The 18,140-nt window shown below is 72.0% G+C and carries 19 protein-coding genes and 1 pseudogene; 15 read left to right on the top strand and 5 right to left on the bottom strand.

Features of this window, described 5'->3' with window-relative positions; all coding sequences use genetic code 11:
- The first annotated feature begins 12 nt into the window (after positions 1–12).
- From HA073_RS04295 to HA073_RS04315, 5 genes are all read left to right on the top strand, one after another.
- Positions 13–939 (top strand): aldose 1-epimerase family protein, encoded by a 927-nt coding sequence (locus HA073_RS04295; protein ID WP_043327144.1) that lies wholly within the window; start codon positions 13–15, stop codon positions 937–939.
- A 2-nt stretch (positions 940–941) separates the two neighbouring features.
- Positions 942–1,544, top strand: a complete 603-nt coding sequence (locus HA073_RS04300) for a nitroreductase family protein (protein ID WP_166455740.1) — start codon at positions 942–944, stop codon at positions 1,542–1,544.
- 54 nt (positions 1,545–1,598) lie between these two features.
- Positions 1,599–1,904, top strand: coding sequence for a type II toxin-antitoxin system VapB family antitoxin (locus tag HA073_RS04305; protein ID WP_013283726.1), 306 nt, complete (start codon positions 1,599–1,601; stop codon positions 1,902–1,904).
- Between the two features lie 31 nt (positions 1,905–1,935).
- Positions 1,936–3,096 carry an acyl-CoA dehydrogenase family protein gene (locus HA073_RS04310; protein WP_166455741.1) on the top strand — a complete coding sequence of 387 codons (1,161 nt, stop codon included), beginning with the start codon at positions 1,936–1,938 and terminating at the stop codon, positions 3,094–3,096.
- Between the two features lie 99 nt (positions 3,097–3,195).
- Positions 3,196–3,984: a DUF4230 domain-containing protein gene (locus HA073_RS04315; protein WP_043327138.1), complete on the top strand. Its 789-nt coding sequence runs from the start codon at positions 3,196–3,198 to the stop codon at positions 3,982–3,984.
- A gap of 86 nt (positions 3,985–4,070) precedes the next feature.
- Here the strand turns inward: HA073_RS04315 and HA073_RS04320 are convergent, their stop codons facing one another.
- A complete protein-coding gene (locus HA073_RS04320; protein ID WP_043327136.1) occupies positions 4,071–4,274 on the bottom strand; it encodes a PspC domain-containing protein in 204 nt (67 codons plus the stop codon).
- A gap of 964 nt (positions 4,275–5,238) precedes the next feature.
- Between HA073_RS04320 and HA073_RS04325 the strand changes: the two genes are divergently transcribed.
- From HA073_RS04325 to HA073_RS04350, 6 genes are all read left to right on the top strand, one after another.
- Positions 5,239–6,609, top strand: a complete 1,371-nt coding sequence (locus HA073_RS04325; RefSeq protein ID WP_166455864.1) for an L-serine ammonia-lyase — start codon at positions 5,239–5,241, stop codon at positions 6,607–6,609.
- Between the two features lie 66 nt (positions 6,610–6,675).
- A complete protein-coding gene (locus HA073_RS04330) occupies positions 6,676–7,503 on the top strand; it encodes an ABC transporter permease (protein ID WP_166455742.1) in 828 nt (275 codons plus the stop codon).
- Complete coding sequence (locus HA073_RS04335) at positions 7,504–8,247, top strand: ABC transporter ATP-binding protein (RefSeq protein WP_030503547.1); 744 nt, start codon at positions 7,504–7,506, stop codon at positions 8,245–8,247.
- Complete coding sequence (locus HA073_RS04340; protein ID WP_166455743.1) at positions 8,244–10,214, top strand: DUF5941 domain-containing protein; 1,971 nt, start codon at positions 8,244–8,246, stop codon at positions 10,212–10,214. Before HA073_RS04335 ends, HA073_RS04340 begins: the two co-directional genes overlap by 4 nt.
- A gap of 16 nt (positions 10,215–10,230) precedes the next feature.
- Entirely contained in the window at positions 10,231–12,414 is a 2,184-nt protein-coding gene (locus HA073_RS04345) for a bifunctional glycosyltransferase family 2 protein/CDP-glycerol:glycerophosphate glycerophosphotransferase (protein WP_166455744.1), read from the top strand.
- Positions 12,415–12,572: 158 nt separating this feature from the next.
- Positions 12,573–13,886, top strand: coding sequence for an ABC transporter ATP-binding protein (locus HA073_RS04350; RefSeq protein WP_043330711.1), 1,314 nt, complete (start codon positions 12,573–12,575; stop codon positions 13,884–13,886).
- Positions 13,887–13,933: 47 nt separating this feature from the next.
- Here HA073_RS04350 and HA073_RS04355 read toward each other — a convergent pair whose 3' ends face one another.
- On the bottom strand, positions 13,934–14,281 hold the full coding sequence (locus HA073_RS04355) for a hypothetical protein (RefSeq protein WP_043327125.1): 348 nt from the start codon (positions 14,279–14,281) through the stop codon (positions 13,934–13,936).
- Positions 14,278–14,523, bottom strand: a complete 246-nt coding sequence (locus tag HA073_RS04360; RefSeq protein ID WP_043327123.1) for a hypothetical protein — start codon at positions 14,521–14,523, stop codon at positions 14,278–14,280. The genes HA073_RS04355 and HA073_RS04360 overlap by 4 nt, the downstream gene beginning before the upstream one ends.
- Positions 14,524–14,680: 157 nt before the next feature.
- Here HA073_RS04360 and HA073_RS04365 point away from each other — a divergent pair, with 157 nt between their 5' ends.
- The 3 genes from HA073_RS04365 (at position 14,681) to HA073_RS04380 (ending at position 16,005) form a co-directional block, all read left to right on the top strand.
- Complete coding sequence (locus HA073_RS04365) at positions 14,681–15,481, top strand: helix-turn-helix transcriptional regulator (RefSeq protein ID WP_069089588.1); 801 nt, start codon at positions 14,681–14,683, stop codon at positions 15,479–15,481.
- Positions 15,472–15,660 (top strand): DUF397 domain-containing protein, encoded by a 189-nt coding sequence (locus HA073_RS04370; protein WP_043327121.1) that lies wholly within the window; start codon positions 15,472–15,474, stop codon positions 15,658–15,660. Before HA073_RS04365 ends, HA073_RS04370 begins: the two co-directional genes overlap by 10 nt.
- A gap of 156 nt (positions 15,661–15,816) precedes the next feature.
- Positions 15,817–16,005 carry a DUF397 domain-containing protein gene (locus HA073_RS04380; protein ID WP_166455865.1) on the top strand — a complete coding sequence of 63 codons (189 nt, stop codon included), beginning with the start codon at positions 15,817–15,819 and terminating at the stop codon, positions 16,003–16,005.
- Positions 16,006–16,021: 16 nt separating this feature from the next.
- Here HA073_RS04380 and HA073_RS30475 read toward each other — a convergent pair whose 3' ends face one another.
- On the bottom strand, positions 16,022–16,447 hold the full coding sequence (locus HA073_RS30475; protein ID WP_307849668.1) for a nuclear transport factor 2 family protein: 426 nt from the start codon (positions 16,445–16,447) through the stop codon (positions 16,022–16,024).
- Positions 16,430–17,134, bottom strand: a pseudogene (locus HA073_RS30480) (hypothetical protein); the annotation flags it as partial. The pseudogene HA073_RS30480 and the gene HA073_RS30475, both read right to left, overlap by 18 nt.
- Here HA073_RS30480 and HA073_RS04395 point away from each other — a divergent pair.
- Positions 17,133–18,089, top strand: coding sequence for a sulfotransferase (locus HA073_RS04395; RefSeq protein WP_240925512.1), 957 nt, complete (start codon positions 17,133–17,135; stop codon positions 18,087–18,089). The pseudogene HA073_RS30480 and the gene HA073_RS04395 sit on opposite strands and share 2 nt — an antisense overlap.
- Positions 18,090–18,140: the final 51 nt, after the last annotated feature.

An 18,140-nucleotide genomic window follows, 5' to 3' on the forward strand; every position in this document is an offset into this window, starting at 1 on the left:
AGGGTCGCCGACATGGGGATCGACGTGCAGCCACCGTCCGGTACACAGTGGACCATTTCCGCCGACGGCCACGAGGCCGTCGTGGTCGAGGTGGGCGGCGGGCTGCGGGCCTACCGGCACGACGGCGTGGACTACCTCGACGGGTACGCCGAGGACGAGGTCTGCCCCGGCTCGGCCGGTCAGGTGCTCGCGCCCTGGCCGAACCGGATCCGGGACGGCGTCTACTCGTTCGGGGAGCGGTCGTTCCAGCTCGACCTCACCGAGCCGGAGCGGCACAACGCGCTGCACGGCCTGGTGAACTGGGCCCGGTGGCAGCTGATCGAGCAGTCGGCCCAGAGTGTGACGATCGGCTACGACCTGCCGCCCAGCCCCGGCTACCCGTGGGCGCTGCGGCTGCGGGCCCGGTGGAGCGTCGGCCCGGACGGGCTGCGGGCCGAGCACGAGGCGACGAACCTGTCCGGCGAGCCGGCGCCGTTCGGCTTCTCCGTGCACCCCTACCTGCAACTGCCGAAGGCCGGCGTGGACGGGATTCGGCTGCACCTGCCGGCCCGGCGGCGGGTGCTGGTGGACGGCCGCCTGCTTCCGGTCGGTGCGACCGAGGTGACCGGCTCCGAGTTCGACTTCACCAGCCCGCGCCCGATCGGCGACCTGGTCCTCGACACCGCCTTCGGTGACGTCGAGCGGGACGCCGACGGCGGCTCGGCGGTGACGCTCGGCTCGCCGGACGGCTCGTCCGGGCTGCGGATCTGGGCGGACCGCGAGTTCGGCTGGTGGCAGGTGTTCACCGGCGACACGCTCGGCGGGGAACGGCACCGCCGGTCGGTGGCGGTCGAGCCGATGACCTGCCCGCCGGATGCGTTCCGCTCCGGCAGGGACGTCATCACGCTGGAGCCGGGGCAGACCTGGCGGGGCGCCTGGGGCGTCCGGCCGGAGGTCTGAGCGTGGAGTTCGCCGAGGTAGTCCGCCGCCGCCGGATGGTGCGCAACTACGACCCCGACCGCCCGGTACCGCCGGAGGTGGTGGACCGCCTGCTGGACCATGCGGTCCGCGCGCCGTCGGCCGGGTTCGCCCAGGGCTGGGGCTTCCTGGTGCTGGAGGAACCCGAGGACCGGGAACGGTTCTGGGCGGCGACCACGCCCGGTGGCGGCGGCCGGGAACGCTGGCTGGCCGGGATGCGCCGGGCGCCGCTGATCGTGGTGCCGCACGCCAACCGTGACGCCTACCTGGACCGCTACGCCGAGCCGGACAAGGGCTGGGCGGACCGCGCCGAGGACCGCTGGCCGGTGCCCTACTGGTACGTGGACACCGGCTTCGCGGCGCTGCTGATGCTGCTCACCGCCGTGGACGAAGGGCTGGGCGCCTGCTTCTTCGGCATTCCGCCGCAGCGGATCGAGGCGTACCGGGAGGCGTTCGGGGTACCGCCGGAACTCAGCCCCGTCGGAGCCATCACAGTGGGTTATCGGACCGTCGACCATCGGTCACCGTCGCTGCGTAGAGGGCGGCGTCCGGTGCAGGATGTGGTGCGGCGGGGACGGTGGACCTGAGCGGTTAGGCTGACATCCACATCGTCAGCCGGGCCTGGGGGAGGAGAGCACGCCGTGATCTTCAGGGCGGTCCGGGACGGGCGTCCCTACCCGGAGCACAACCTCACGCTGAAGCAGTGGGCCGAGATCCCGCCGCGCCCGCTGCGGCTGGACCAGCTCATCACCACCAAGCGCGAACTGGCGCTGGACAAGCTGCTCGCGGAGGACTCCACCTTCTACGGCGACCTCTTCCCGCACGTGGTCCAGTGGAACGGCGGCCTCTACCTGGAGGACGGCCTGCACCGGGCGCTGCGCGCGGCGCTGCAGCAGCGCAACCAGATCCACGCGCGCGTGCTGGTCCTCGGCGACCAGGGCGAGTGACGCCCGGCTGAGCCTTGGTTAAGGTGACGCCATGACTCCTCTGGACCTGCTCGACATCGATGCGTCGCTCAGCGAGGAGGAGCGGCAGATCCGCGCCGTCATGCGCCAGCTCGTGACCGACCGGGTACGCCCGCACGTCGCCGGCTGGTACGAGGACGGCCAGGTGCCGGCCCGTGAGCTGGCCCGCGAGTTCGGCAAGCTCGGCCTGCTCGGCATGCACCTGACCGGGTACGGCTGCGCCGGCGCGTCCGCCGTCGCGTACGGGCTGGCCTGCCTGGAACTGGAGGCCGGCGACTCCGGCGTCCGCTCGCTGGTGTCGGTGCAGGGATCGCTGGCCATGTACGCCATCTGGCGCTTCGGCAGCGAGGAGCAGAAGCAGCGCTGGCTGCCCGCCATGGCGGCCGGCGAGGCGATCGGCTGTTTCGGGCTCACCGAGCCCGACCACGGCTCCGACCCCGGCTCGATGGCCACCCGGGCCCGCCGCGACGGCGACGACTGGATCCTCAACGGCAGCAAACTGTGGATCACCAACGCGCCGATCGCCGACGTGGGCGTGATCTGGGCGCGCACCGACGAAGGCGTGCGCGGCTTCGCCGTACCCATGGACACGCCGGGGGTGACGGCGCGCGAGATCCGGCACAAGATGTCGCTGCGCGCGTCACTGACCGGCGAGATCGCGCTCGACGACGTCCGGCTGCCGGCCGACGCGCGACTGCCCGAGGCGATCGGGCTGAAGGCGCCGCTGGGGTGCCTGACCGAGGCCCGGCACGGCATCGTCTGGGGCGCGCTCGGCGCGGCCCGCGACTGCCTGGAAACCGCATTGGAGTACGCGACCACGCGCACCCAGTTCGGCCGCCCGCTCGCCGGCTTCCAGCTCACCCAGGCCAAGCTCGCCGACATGGCGGTGGAGTGGAACAAGGGGATGCTGCTCGCGCTGCACCTGGGCCGTCTCGCCGACGCCGGCTCGCTGCGGCCCCACCAGGTGAGCGTGGGCAAGCTGAACAACGTCCGGGAGGCGCTCGCCATCGCGCGGCAGTGCCGCACGATCCTCGGCGCGAACGGCGTCTCCGGCGAGTACCCGGTGATGCGGCACGCCAACAACCTGGAGAGCGTGCTCACCTACGAGGGCACCTCCGAGATCCACCAGCTCGTCATCGGCCAGCGGCTGACGGGCCTGTCCGCGTTCGCCTGACCTGCGGTTTCACCCGATCGGGACGCTCGACGAGCGACTGTCGCACGGTGGCCGTACCGTCTTTGTCAGTCGATGTGTCGGACGAGGACGGTGAGGGCGATGGCCCGCGACGGTGACATCAACGAGCCCACCCGGGAGTTCCCGGACTACCCCACCAGCGAGTCCCTTCGCGACCGGGCGGAAGGCTCGCCCGACCCGGGCCGCGATCCCGATCGCGAGCCCGGTCCGGGCGCCCCGGCGTCGGGCGGCGGCGCGGCTCGTGGCCTGCTCTGGGTGCTCGGCGCGGCGGCGCTGGCGGTGGTGGTGCTGCTCGGCGTGCAGGCCACCGGTCTGCTGCCCGACTTCCGCAACCCGTTCGCCAAGGAGCAGACCGACCGCAGCCAGCCGCCGCTGCTCAAGTCGATCCGCGACCTGAGCCGCTACGTCGCCGCCGAGGGCAACTTCCAGGTCGTGGTCGACGTGCAGAACGACCGGCGCAACGTGCCCGACTTCCTGCTCAACGAGCGCACGCTGTTCGTCGGGGCGGGCCGCGTCGAGGCGTACGTCGACTTCGCGAAGATCGCCGACGGCGCGGTGACGGTCTCCGAGGACGGCAAGTCCGCCGAGATCAAGCTGCCCGCGCCGCAGCTCGGCGAGACCGACCTGGACATGGACAAGAGCTACGTGTTCGCCCAGCAGCGGGGACTGATCAACCGGCTCAACGACCTGGTGGCCGGCGACCCCAACCGGCAGCAGCAGATCTACAAGCTCGCCGAGGACCGGATCACCGCGGCGGCCCGCGACAGTGGGCTCGCCGCCCGCGCCGAGGAGAACACCCGCAAGATGCTGGAAGGGCTGCTGCGCTCGCTCGGCTACGAGAAGGTGACTGTCACCTACACCGCGCCCTGATCTTCGTGCGCTGACGCCGCGCGCCCGCCCCGATGGTCCGGGGCGGGCGCGTCGCGTGTGTGCCGGTGTCCCGGCTTCGTGTCGCGTCAGCGGGTGGCGAGGTAGCGGTCCTCGTTCGGCATCAGAACCCACAGGATCAGGTAGATGATCACCTGCGTGCCGGGCAGCAGCAGCGACAGCAGGAACAGCAGCCGGACCAGGCCGGCCGACATGCCGAACCGCTGCCCCAGGCCGGCGCAGACACCGGCGATCATGCGCCCCTGGCGGGGCCGGACCAGTTTGCGACTCATCGTCGTCTCCCACTTCTGCGGCGATCCGCCGCGCTGATTCCACGGTAGAGAGGGGTGCGCGCCGCGCCCTCGGCCCCGAGGATGATCGGCGACCCGGGCACCCGTAGGTGCATACCCCGGACCGTCCCCACCGACTCACCGCGGAGACTCCCGGGTCGCCGCCGCGGTTTCCGGTCCGAGGTGGTCCCGCAGTCACGGGCCGGGGAACTGCGGTTCCTGCTCAGCGCGTCCGCACTGCTGGCCACACCGTCAGCCCTACCTCCCGCCCCCTCCCGCTCTCCCTCCCGCTCCCGCCTCCCGCCTCCCGCCCTCTGCCTCCCGCGATCTTGCACTTGAGGCCCTCGACGTGCCCTATTTGCTCTGGATTGACGGGGCGGGAAGTGCAAGATCGCGGCAGTTGACGGGGTGGCGTGCGGTGGGAGCCGCGCTCGGTCGCGTGTTGCGGCGAGTGCGTTCCGTGGTGCGGGACCGGCGTTCCGTCGAGTGGGATTCGTGGAGATCTTGGAAGGAAAGGGTCCCTATGGGGGCCGTTTGGTTCCAAGATCTGCCGGGAGCCGGGAGCCGGGAGCCGGGAGCCGGGAGCCGGGAGCCGGGAGCCGGGAGCCGGGAGCCGGGAGCCGGGAGCCGGGAGCCGGGAGCCGGGAGCCGGGAGCCGGGAGCCGGGAGCCGGCCTCCCGCCGCGCTGTGCGGCGATCTTGGAGTTGTGGCGGTTCACGAAGGTCGTAAATGCCGCCATCCGGGCGCCACAACTCCAAGATCGACGGGGGGGAGTGGGGGCCGGAGGGGACAGCGCTTCCTCGCGGGCGGGCATGGGGCGGAGTGGGGGCGGGTATCACGAGGGCGGGGTAGGCTCGCGGGTCGGGCGCCCCCACCCTGGGCGCCGGCCGTCCCGCCTGGCGGGGGCGGCAACCCCACGCACCGGCTCGGATCCGCACAACGGGGACGACGGCGAGGAAAGCAGCAAATGATCAGTGTTTTCGATCTTTTCAGTGTCGGTATCGGGCCGTCCAGCTCGCACACGGTCGGGCCGATGCGGGCGGCTCGTACGTTCGTGGCGGGCCTGAAGGCTGACGGGCAGCTCGCTGACGTGGCGCGGGTACGGGCGGAGCTGTTCGGCTCGCTCGGCGCGACCGGTCACGGGCACGGCAGTGACCGGGCGGTGCTGCTGGGGCTGGAGGGCGAGGTTCCGGAGACCGTCGACACCGACTCGGTGGGGCCGCGCGTCGAGCGGATCCGCACCCAGCGGCGGCTCGACCTGTTCGGCAGTCAGGGGGTCGACTTCGACCCGGACACGGATCTGGTGCTGCACCGCCGGCGCTCGTTGCCGTACCACCCGAACGGGATGACGTTCGCGGCGTACGACGCGGCCGGGAACGAGGTGCGGACGCGCACGTACTACTCGGTCGGTGGCGGCTTCGTGGTGGACGAGGCGGCCGCCGGGGCGGACCGGATCAAGGCGGACAGCACCCGCGTGAAGCACCCCTTCCTCACCGGCGCGGAACTGCTGACCGTCACCACCGGCACCGGGCTGTCGATCAGTGAGGTGATGCTCGCCAACGAGCTGTCCTGGCGTAGCGAGGCGGACGTGCGGGCGGGGTTGCTGGAGATCTGGCGGGTGATGCGCGAGTGCGTGGAGAACGGCTGCACCCGTGACGGCGTACTCCCGGGTGGGTTGAAGGTCCGGCGGCGCGCGGCGGAGATGCGGCGCAGCCTGGAGGCGGAGACCGGCGCCCAGGACCCGCTGCGCGCGATGGACTGGGTGACGTTGTTCGCGCTGGCTGTCAACGAGGAGAACGCGGCGGGCGGGCGGGTGGTCACCGCGCCGACGAACGGCGCTGCCGGGATCATCCCGGCGGTGCTGCACTACTACACCCGGTTCGTGCCGGGCGCGTCCGAGGAGGGCGTGGTGCGGTTCCTGCTGGCGGCGGGCGCGATCGGTGTGTTGTTCAAGGAGAACGCCTCGATCTCCGGTGCCGAGGTGGGCTGCCAGGGTGAGGTGGGTTCGGCGTGCTCGATGGCGGCGGCCGGGCTGGCCGAGGCGCTCGGCGGTACGCCGGAGCAGGTGGAGAACGCCGCCGAGATCGGCATGGAGCACAACCTGGGGCTGACCTGCGACCCGGTGGGTGGCCTGGTGCAGATTCCGTGCATCGAGCGCAACGCGGTGGCGAGCATCAAGGCGATCACCGCGGCCCGGCTGGCGTTGCGCGGGGACGGGGTGCACCACGTGTCGCTGGACAAGGTCATCAAGACCATGCGGGAGACCGGCGCGGACATGAAGGTCAAGTACAAGGAGACCGCGCGGGGCGGGCTCGCCGTCAACGTCATCGAATGCTGACCCCGTTGGGGTGACCCCGGCCCGCACCCGGCCCGGGAGCGCTACTGACAAAGCGACCATCATGCGGTGACGTCAGGCGTCGCGGCGCTCTGGTCCGCCCGCACCTCGCTGCGCATCCTGGTCCGCCGGGACCTCGCGGTGAAGTACCAGCAGTCGGTGCTGGGCTACTTCTGGTCGCTGATCGAACCGCTCGGCATGGGCCTGATCTACTGGTTCGTCTTCGGCGTGCTCTACTCCGGCGCGACCCGGCGGCACCTGGGCGAGGCGGCCGGGTCGTACCCGCTGTTCCTGATCACCGGGATCTTCGCCTGGATGTGGGCGAGTTCGGCGCTGACCGAGGCCGCGAACGCGCTCACCGGGCAGGCCCGGCTGATCACCACGATGAACCTGCCCCGGCCGATCTTCCCGATCGGGCGGGTCACCGGGCGCTTCGCCGAGTACCTGGCCGGGCTGCCGATCCTGGTCGCCGTCGCGGCGATCTACGCGAGCCAGGGGAAGATCCGCCCCGGCTGGAGCCTGCTCGCCCTGCCGCTGGCGGTGGCGGTGCAGTTCGTGCTGCTGGTGGGCCTGGCGCTGCTGCTGTCGGCGGGCAACGTGCTGATGCGCGACATCGAACGCACCATGCGGCTGATCATCCGGCTGCTGTTCTACGCGACGCCGATCATCTATCCGCTCGACCTGGTGCGGGAGTCGGGCATGCCGGGCTGGCTCAAGATCGGGTACGAGCTGAACCCGCTGGTCGGGATTTTCCAGCTGCACCACGCGGTCTGGTACCCGGACGAGTTCCCGGACGCCCGGCTGCTCATCATCACGGTGACCGGCAGCGTGTTGGTGCTGGCGCTCGGCTGGTGGGCGTTCCACCGCCTCGAACCGGCAGTGCTGAAGGAACTCTGAATGGCCCCGATCATCGAGGCGGACGGGCTCGGCATCCGGTTCGTCCGCAACCGGCGCCGCCAGCTGCGGCTGCGGGAGCTGATCGTGCACCGGGGCGCCCGCGACCCGGACGCGGGCCGGTTCTGGCCGCTGCGTGACCTGTCGTTCCGGATCGAACCGGGCGAGACGGTGGGCGTGGTGGGGCGCAACGGCACCGGCAAGAGCACGCTGCTGCGGCTGATCGCCGGTGTGCTCATCCCGGACGAGGGTTCGATCCGGGTGCACGGCCGGGTGGCGCCGCTGCTCGAACTGTCCGCCGGGTTCTCCGGGGACCTGACCGGCCGGGAGAACCTGTACCTGGTGGGCGGGCTGCACGGACTGTCGTCGGCGTACCTGCGGGAACACTTCGACGAGATCGTCTCGTTCGCCGGTGAGCAGGTGGAACGCGCCATCGACACGTCGGTGCGGCACTACTCGTCGGGGATGAAGGTGCGGCTGGGCTTCGCGGTGATCGCGCACCTGCCGCACCCGGTGCTGCTTGTGGACGAGGTGACAGCGGTCGGGGACGCGGAGTTCCGCGCGAAGTGCTATGCGACCATCGAGCGACTTCTCGCGGAAGGGCGCACGCTGGTGCTGGTGTCACACAACGACAAGGACCTCACCCGGTTCTGCCGTCGGGGGCTCTACCTCGACGCCGGACGGCTGATCGTCGACGGGACGATCGACGAGGCGCTGGCGGCCTACGCCGACGCGGCGAAGCGGTGACGCTCGCGATCGTGCTCGCCGCCGACCCGGCGGCGGGCCACCTCACCGAACGCCTGGCCGCGCAGTGGCGGCGGGCCGGAGCGGACGACGTGCGTATCGCCGCCGACCTGACCGAGCTGGCCGACCTGGTGGCCGCCGCGACCGGCCCGGTGCTGGTGAGCGGCGCGGACCTGGTGGCGCACACCGCCGTACTCAAGCATCTCGCGACCAGTCCGGTGGGGCCGACGGTGGCGCTGGTGCTCACCGATCCGCCCGCTCCCGGGCAGGCCACCGTGCGCGAGGAGCGCGGCCAGGTGGTCGAGGTCGACGCCGCCGACGCGACCGGCGTGTTCGGCGGCGCGCTGCGGGTGGGCGCGGCCGACCTGCCGGCGCTCGCCGACGCCGCCCGCCGCGCCGCAGGCGCCGCGCCGGATGCGCCGGACGCGCGCCTGACCGACCCGGCGTCCGCGCCGGGCGTCGGCGCAACGGACGGCGGGCCGCGGAACGCGGTGGACCGGCTCGTGGCCGACCTCGCCGCCCGGGGCACGCTGATCTTCGCCCAGCGGGTACGTCTGCTCGTGGCGCACCGGGTCGGCGACGAGGCGCAGCGGGCGGCGGCGGAGGCGGCGGTGGCCGCTGTCGACGAGGACCGGGCCGAGTTGAAGCTGTCGGTGAAGGAGCGGGACGACTTCTTCACCACGTTCTTCGTCAGCACCTGGTCGCCGTACGTCACGAAGGCGGCGGCGCGCATCGGGATCGGCCCGACCGGGGTCACCATGGTCTCGGTGGCGTTCGCGGTGGCCGCGGCGGTGCTGTTCGGCGTCGGTGGACGGCCCGCGCTGGTGGCCGGGGCGGTCCTGCTCTACCTGGGGTTCGTGCTCGACTGCGTGGACGGGCAGCTCGCCCGCTACACCCGGCACTTCAGCGCCTGGGGCGGCTGGCTGGACACGATGGCCGACCGGTTCAAGGAGTACGTGGTCTACGCCGGGCTCGGCTTCGGGGCCACGCATGCCGGGTTCCGGTACGGCTGGGCGCTGGCGCTGGCCGCGATGACGTTGCAGACGGTGCGGCACATGACCGACACCTGGTACGGGGCGTTGCACGACGAGGCGGCCCGGCGGCCGAAGGTGGTGACCGCCGACGCGGGCGGCATCGGCGGGAAGCTGAACGCCGCGTCGACGCGGGTGCAGGCGGACACCGGCTCGGTGTCGTACTGGCTGAAGCGCACTGTGGTGTTCCCGATCGGGGAGCGGTGGGCGCTGATCGCGATCGCCGCCGCGCTGTTCGGGCCGCTGGTGGCGCTGGTCGCGGTGCTGGTCTGGGGTGCGCTGGCGTTCGCGTACACCGGGGGGTTGCGGACCTTGCGGGCGCGGTGGATGCGGGTGCCGGTGATGGCCACTGTGGACGCGGGTCTGCACCGTGACGACGGCGTGCTGGCGCGGACGCTGCCGACCACGCGGCGGCCGCTGCTGCTGGCGGTGCTCGGCGCGCTCGGCTCGGCGGGGACGCTGGTGTGGGCGCTGCTCGCGGTGCACGGCGGCGGCGACCTGCCGGTCTGGGTGCCGGTGCTCGCGCTGGTGCTGCTGCTGGGCGCCGCGCAGGCTTCGCGGGCGCCGCACGAGGGGTCGCTGGACTGGCTGGTGCCGGCCGCGTTGCGGGCCGCCGAGTATCTGTTCGCCATCGCGGTCGGGGTGGCGGGCCGGGCACCGGCCTGGCTGATCTTCGGGTACGTCCTGGTGCTGACGCTGCACCACTACGACCTGACCGCCCGGCTGGAGAAGCGGCAGTCGGCTCCGCCGCTGCACGCCGCCACGCTGGGCTGGCCAGGGCGTTCCCTGCTGCTGGCAATCGGGCTGATCGCCGGATATGCGAGTATCGCTCTGGCTACACTCGGTGCGTACCTTCTCGTGGTTTTTGTCGCGAGCGTGGTCCTCGCCTGGGTGGTCCTGCCGGCCCGCGCCCGTGGGGGTGTGCGCTCGCCGGGCTGACGGAGGGCGGGCCGGGGTGACCTTGATCAGCTTCGTCGTGCCGGCCTTCAAGGTGCAGGGCTACCTGCGGGAATGTCTCGACTCGATCCTCGACCAGCCGTTCGCCGACATCGAGGTGATCGGCGTCGACGACGCCTCCCCCGACGACAGCGGCGAGATCCTGGCCGAGTACGCGCTGCGCGACCCCCGGGTCCGCCCGGTGCGCCTCGCCGAGAACGTGGGGCTCGGTCCGGCCCGCAACATCGGGCTGGACCGGGCCGTCGGCGAGTACGTGTGGTTCGTCGACGGGGACGACTGGCTGGTGCCCGGCTGCCTGCCGCACGTCGCGGACCGGCTCCGCGACACCGCGCCGGACGTGCTGATCGTGGACCACGTCCGGGCGCACTGGAACAACATCGGCACCCGCAGCGCGATGCGCGAGGTGTTCCCGGTGCCGCCCGGCGCGACGACGTTCACGCTGCGGGACCGGCCGGAGACGCTGAAGCTGCTGCACACCGCGTGGAACCGGGTGGTACGGCGGGAGTTCCTGATCGAGCGCGGCCTGCGCTTCGAGCCGGGCTGGTACGAGGACGTCTCGTTCAGCTATCCGGCGCTGATGGCCGCCGGGCGGATCGGCGTACTCGACCGGATCTGCCTGAACTACCGGCAGCGCCGCACCGGCGCGATCACGAAGACCCGGGGGGACCGGCACTTCGAGGTCTTCGCCCAGTGGCACCGGGTGTTCGGGCTGATGGACCGCTGGCGGGTGACCGGGCTGCGACCGGCGGTCTTCGAGCGGATGATCTGGCACTACCTGACGGTGCTCGGCAACGGCGACCGGATCGCCCCCGAGCTGCGCGCGCCGTTCTTCGCCCAGATGCACGCCGACTACGTGCGGTTCCTGCCGCCCGAGGGCTACCCGGTCCCGCCCGGCCCGGAAGGGCTCAAGCACCGGCTGGTGGCGGCCGGCCGATGGCGGACGTTCAGCGCGTTGCGCGAGGCGCACCAGGCGACGGAGACGGCCCGGCGGACCGCGCGGCGGGCCCGGCGACGGGTCACGCCGGTGGTGCGGCGTGCCGCCCGGCGGGCCCGTGACCTGGCGCTGGGCGAGTACTACCGGGCCGAGCTGCACCGGCCGGTCGACCCGACGCTCGCCGTGTACGCGGCCTACTGGTACCGGGGCTACTCGTGCAACCCGGCGGCGATCTACGAGGCGGCCCGCCGGCTCGCGCCGCAGGTGCGCGGCGTCTGGATCGTCCGCCGCGACCGGGTGGCCGCGCTGCCGCCCGGTGTCGAGTACGTGGTGGCCGGCACCCGCGAGTACCACCGCGTGCTGGCGCGTGCCCGCTGGCTGGTCAACAACGTCAACTTCCCGGACTTCGTCCGCAAGCGGCCGGGCTCGGTGCACGTGCAGACCCACCACGGCACGCCGGTCAAGGTGATGGGGCTGGACCAGCAGCGCTACCCGGTGGGCGCGATGGGGATGGACTTCGCCGGCCTGCTGCGCCGGGTCGACCGCTGGGACTACAGCATCACGTCGAACAGCTTCTCCACGCAGATGTGGGAGCGGGCGTACCCGGCGGACTACACCACGCTCGAGGTCGGCTACCCGCGCAACGACCGGCTGGCGCTGGCCACCGCCGAGGACCGCGGCCAGGTCCGCGCCGCGCTGGGCATCGCACCCGACGAGTACGTGGTGCTCTACGCGCCGACGCACCGCGAGCACCTGCCCGGGTGGCGGCCACCGTTCGACCCGGACCGGATGCTCGACGTGCTCGGGCCCCGGGGCCGGCTGCTGATGCGCAGCCACTACTTCCACGACCGGGAGCGGCATCCCCGGGGACCGGCGGCGGACGGCGTGCTGGACGTGAGCGCGTACGACCGGGTGGAGGACCTCTACCTGGCGGCGGACGTACTGATCACCGACTATTCCTCGGCGATGTTCGACTACGCGGTGCTGGACCGGCCGGTAGTGGTCTACGCGCCGGACTGGGACGCCTACCGGGTGGCCCGGGGCGTCTACTTCGACCTGCTGGCCGAGCCGCCGGGCACCGTCGCGCTGGACTTCCCCGGGCTGCTCGACGTGTTCCGGTCCGGCGCGGTCGACGACGAGGCGGCCGAGCGGGCCCGGGCGGCGTTCCGGGCGCGGTTCTGCGCGCTGGACGACGGGCACGCCGCCGAGCGCGTGGTACGCCGCGTGTTCCTCGGCGAAATGCCGTAAAAGTGGTTACCGGCAGGTCACTTAACTGCGGAGCCCGGCGAATACCGCTTAATAGGACTGTCACGAGCCGAACATGGCACGTTTACCCGATGTGCGAATCAGATGATCCTGGTCACAGTCATTCCCGGGTTTGGGGAGAGAAAACTGGGGAGGTGGCGGTGGCGACCGTCGCGCTCAAGGATGTCACCAAGGTGTTCCCGGATGGAACAGTCGCGGTCGACACCATCAATCTGGACGTCAACGACGGCGAGTTCATGGTGCTGCTCGGCCCGTCGGGCTGCGGGAAGTCGACGGTGCTGCGCATGGTCGCCGGGCTGGAGGACCCGTCCTCCGGCGCGATCCTGCTCGGCGGTGAGCTGGCCAACGACCTGCCGCCACGCGACCGGAAGATCGCCATGGTCTTCCAGGACTTCGCGCTCTATCCGCACATGACTGTGGGCGACAACATCGGCTTCCCGCTGCGGCTCTCCGGCATCGAGCCCGGCCCGCGCGGCGAGCGGATCCAGGACGTGGCGAGCGCGCTCGGCATCGGCGACGTACTCGCGCGCAAGCCCAGCCAGCTCTCCGGCGGCCAGCGGCAGCGGGTCGCCATGGGGCGGGCGATAGTGCGCCGGCCCGGCCTGTTCCTCATGGACGAGCCGCTGTCGAACCTGGACAGCGGGCTGCGCGCCGAACTGCGGGCGGAGATCTCCGGCCTCACCCGCGAACTCGGCGTCACCACCATCTACGTCACCCACGACCAGGCCGAGGCGCTGACCATGGCCGACCGCGTCGCGATCATGCGCAAGGGCGTGCTCCAGGACGTGGGCACCCCCACCCAGGTGTACGGGCGGCCGGCCACGCTCTACGTCGCCGCGTTCCTGGGCAGCCCCCGGATGAACCTGCTGGAGGCGTCGGTCTACGTGCACCTCGACCGGTACGTCGCGCTGAACCTCGGCGAGCAGTCGCTCTACCTGCCCTGGGACGACATCCGCAGCCGGGCGGTGGCGCACTACCACGGCGAGCGGATCGTGGTCGGCATGCGTGCCGAGGCGCTCACCCCGGTCGCCCCGGACACCGCCGGTGACGTGCTGCACGGGCGCATCCGCTACCTGGAGCACCACGGCCACGAGTCGCTCGCGTTCCTCGACATCGGCGCCACCGCGATCGTGGTCGACGAGATGGGCACCCAGGTGGAGCAGGCCGCACCGGGCCAGCGCGGCCTGCGCCGGTTCAACCAGGTGATGCAGCGGCTCACCGGCCGCGCGACGGAGGCGTCAGCCCCGGCGCCGGAGGCCGGCGGGGGTGGCGGCAACCGCACGAGCGTGCTGCCCGACCCGGGCCGCCACCACCGTCGTCCGGCGGAACTGGCGGTACGGCTCGCGCCGTACCCGCAGGTGTCGCCCGGGCACCCGCTCGCCGTGCAGGTGCGGATGGACGCGCTGCACTTCTTCGACGAGCGAGGCGACCGCATCGACGTCGGCTGGCGGTGAAAGGAAGGGCACCCTGTTAACGCCTCCGGTAGAGGAAGGGCCCCTTATTAACAGCCGCCGCCCGGAGGGACGGGCGGGTGACGGCGGTACGGGCCCCAGCCGACGAAGCGGGCGAACATGTCGGCCGGGGCGGGCGCGTCGTTCGGGTTGAGCCGGTAGAGGTCGCGCGTCGCCTCGTACAGCAGCCCGCACAGGTAGATGGACAGCCCGATCCGGTTGTCCTCGTACTCGCTGCGCAGCAGCAGACGGGCCGTCGGGCACGGCCACGGCTGGCCGCAGGCCCGGCAGCACCACATCGGACGCAGCGGCGTGTGCGGGGTGGCGTGCAACGGGTACGGCCGGGGTCGATCCGGCTTGGGTCCGTCCGGCGGCTGCCCGAGCTGGTGGCTGATCACCGAGGCTCCTCGTGGCCGTCGCGCCGGTTGCCGGCGTCGCCGCCGCGCTGCTCCGGGACCGGCCAGCGACCGCCGTTCGCCCGCCACTGCTGGGCCGGGGTGAGGTTGCCGACCCGGCCGGGACCCATCGTCGGGAGTGGACGGGTGGGCTGCCGCATCCAGTCCGGCAGATTGTCGCCCCGTACCCGCTGGGGCAGTGTCGGTGCCGACGCACCCCGGCAGCGGAACCAGCGCAGTCGCACGGCGCAACTCCTCTCGGTAGCGGGAATCGGACGAATTCGATTCCACTGCGTGACAGTCTCGTCACCGCGCCGCTAGGGTCGGAAGGCGTTCCACCCCCACCTTCCCGGCCGTCCGACCGGCCGATTTCCGTGTGCAGCCGTGTGCAGAGGTGTGCAGATGATCCGTGTGCCGTTGTGGGAACTGTTCGCCGGTGAGCTACGTCGGTTACGTACCGATGCGGGGCTTACCCAGGAGGCGCTGGGCGAGCGGGTGAGCTATTCGGCGTCGCTGGTGGCGGCCGTCGAGCAGTGCCGCCGCGCGCCGCGCGCCGAGTTCACCGAGCGGTGCGACGAGGTGCTGAACGGCGGCGGCCTGCTGGTGCGGATCCGGGACGCGCTGATGCAGGAGGCGCTGATGCCGTGGTTCCGCGAGTGGGTGAGCATCGAGCAGGAAGCTGCCTCACTGCGTAGCTTTCAACCGCTGGTGGTCCCTGGTCTGTTGCAGACCGAGGAGTACGCCCGTGCGCTCTACGAAGGGGCCGCGCAGTTCGTCGGCGAGGCTGTCGAACAGCAGGTGGCCGCCCGGCTGGCCCGGCAGGCGGTGCTGGACGGCCCGACGCCGCCGCAGTTCGTGGTGGTGCTCGACCACTCGGTGCTGGCTCGACCGGTCGGCGGGCCGAAGGTGATGCGGGAGCAGTTGGAGCACCTGATCGAGATGGCACGGCGACCCCGGGTCCACCTGCACCTGGTGCCGGAGACGGCCGGGGCATATCCGGGGCTCAACGGTGCCTTCGTGCTCGCGACCCCGGCCGACGGTGACGACGTGGGCTACCTGGACAACCAGTTGCACGGCACAATCGTGGAGCGCACGGTGGACGTGAACTCACTTCGGCAGACGTGGGAGTCCATCCGCGCGGAGGCGATGCCGCACGGGGCGACCCTGGCGGCGATTTCGGAGGCGGCGAAGCGATGGAGTTGACCGGCGCGATCTGGCGCAAGAGCACCCGCAGCAGCGGTAACGGCGGCGACTGCGTGGAGGTGGCGGACAATCTGCCCGGCGTGGTGGGGGTGCGGGACAGCAAGGACCGGCAGGGGCCGGCGCTGACGTTCACGCCGTCGAGCTGGGCGGCGTTCGTCGCGTACGCCAAGCGCGCCTGACCCGTAGCGGTCAACCGGCAGCCGGGTCGCGAACGCTGGTCCGACGATCAGCGTTCGTGCTCGGCTCATCAATGAGTGGCAGAGCTGGACGTCGTGCCGTGCGGAGGCGATGCCGCACGGGGCGACTCTGGCGGCGATCTCGGAGGCGGCGAAGCGATGGAGTTGACCGGCGCGATCTGGCGCAAGAGCACCCGCAGCAGCGGCAATTCCGGCGATTGTGTCGAGGTGGCGGACAATCTGCCCGGCGTGGTGGGGGTGCGGGACAGCAAGGACCGGCAGGGGCCGGCGCTGACGTTCACGCCGTCGAGCTGGGCGGCGTTCGTCGCGTACACGAAGCGGGGTTAGGCAGCGACCGCCGTCGTCACCCGGCGGCGGTGGTCCGCCGTTCCGGCGCGAACGGCCACTCCTCGAACGACTGGCAGCGGCCGTCCTCGGCGAACCGCATGATCCAGAGGTCGCGCCACTCCTGGTGGACGGGGTCGCCGTACCGGACCTGCACCCGGGCCACAGCGGTGTCGCCGTCGACCGCGACGACCTCCGAGGTCATCTGGAAGACCTCGTCGGGTCCGTCGCGTTCGCTGTCCCACATGCGGACGATGGCGGGCAGGCCAACCACCGGATCCCGGTACGGCCCCTGCTGGTAGGTCGCGTCGGGCGTGAACATCGTGCCGAGCGCCGCAGTGCCCGGTGTACGCCACGCCTGCTCGTACGCCGCGATCCAGGCGGCCACCCGATTCCTGTCCATGGCTGCCAGCCTGCCATCCCCGCCCGCCCGGATCTCCCACATCGGCCGCCCGGGGTCGTCGTTGTGCACGACGACGTCGGCGTGTTCGGCCGGGCGGGCAGTGGCGAAGTAGAGCCGCTGGGCGGGAAGGTAACGCTCGTGCCAGCGCCGCTCGACGTCGGCTCTCGTCGACACGCGGCTCTCGCGGATCACGGCACGGTCCACCGTCTTGTCGAGCGCGGTGGACACGAAGACGCGCAGCTCCCACCGGTCGACCAGTTCCGGGCGCAGCAGGAAGACGCCGTCGAAGACCAGCACGGCGTCGGCGGGAGCGGTCGTGGGCGGCGGGGACAGAACCGCGTCGGTGGCGTGGTCGTAGACCGTCGGCCGGAAGCGTCGATCTCCGCCCGGGCCGAGCGGATCGAGCAGCACCCGGTTCAGCGACCCGTGATCGTGGGTGTCGATGTAGCAGCCCTCGGCCGAGAACTCGCCTCGCCGGTAACGCCGGGCGCGGGGGAAGAGGAAGTCGTCCACCGTCGCGCGGATGACGTACCGGCCCCGGGCGCGCAGGACGGCGGCCAGCTCGTCGGCGATCGTGGTCTTGCCGGCGGCGGGCGGCCCGTCGACCGCGACCCGGGTCGGGTGCGGCACGGTGACGGACCCGACCGCGTCGGCCAGGAGGCCGATCAGCTCGCGGCGGGGATAAATGGATTGCCCCTGCGCCCGGCCGGGAGTTTCACTGCCGCCCATGCCGTCCCCCTCACCGGTCTTCGTCGCGGGCACAGGTCGTTCGGGCACCTCGCGGATCGCCGACGTCATCGGCCAGCACCCGCTGATCCACCGGATCCCGATGGAAACCAAGTTCATCGTCGAACCCGGCGGCCTGCGGGACCTGGCCGACGCGCTCACCGAACGGTACGACCCCATCGTCGGCGAGGACGCCCTGCAGCGGCTCAGCGACTTCCTGACCGTACGGGTCCCCGGACGGCGTGACGATCGTGGCAAGACCGTGCCCGAGCTGGTCGGCGAACGGCGCTACCGGGACGCCGTACACCAGCTCTGGCCGCTGTTGATCGCGGACGCCTTCGAGGAGCCCGCGCCCGCGGCGGGCTTCGGCGACGGCGACCGGCCCACCGGGCCGTTCGGGCCGACGGGCCGACGACGGGTCGTGCCGAGGTACTTCCGCGACCGGGCCGAGCTGATCGCCGTCCTGCGCGGCCTGGTCGAGACGCTGTTCGGCGGCGCGGCGGCCGACGCGGGCAAGCCGACGTGGTGCGAGAAGACGCCGTTCAACCTCTTCGCCATGGACTTCCTCTGGGAGCTGTTTCCCGAGGCGACGATCGTGCACATCACACGGCACCCGGTCTCGGTGCTCGCCTCCCACCTGGCCCAGCCGTGGGCGCCGTCCACCGTCGACGGGGCGCTGGCCTACCTCGTGCCGGTCTATCAACGATGGCTGGCCTGGAGGAACGCCGCCGACCTGACGACCCGGCGGTACGTCGAGGTGAAGGCGGAAGACCTGGCGGCCGACTGGGCCGGGCAGCGGCGCGTCCTGTTCGCACGGCTCGGCGTCGAGGACGCCGTCACCGCGTCGACGTTCCAGGCGGGTAGGCTCGCGCACCGCGACGACCAGTTCGACGCCGGCACCCGCGCGTACGTCGAGCGGGAACTGGGCGAGATCATCCCCGCCATGGGCTACGAGTGACGGCCGAGCTGTCGAGGGCCGGCCCCGCTGTGCGGAGCTGACCGGCCCGAT

The sequence above is a fragment of the Micromonospora sp. CMU55-4 genome (assembly GCF_011602315.1).
Lineage (GTDB): Bacteria > Actinomycetota > Actinomycetes > Mycobacteriales > Micromonosporaceae > Micromonospora > Micromonospora chalcea.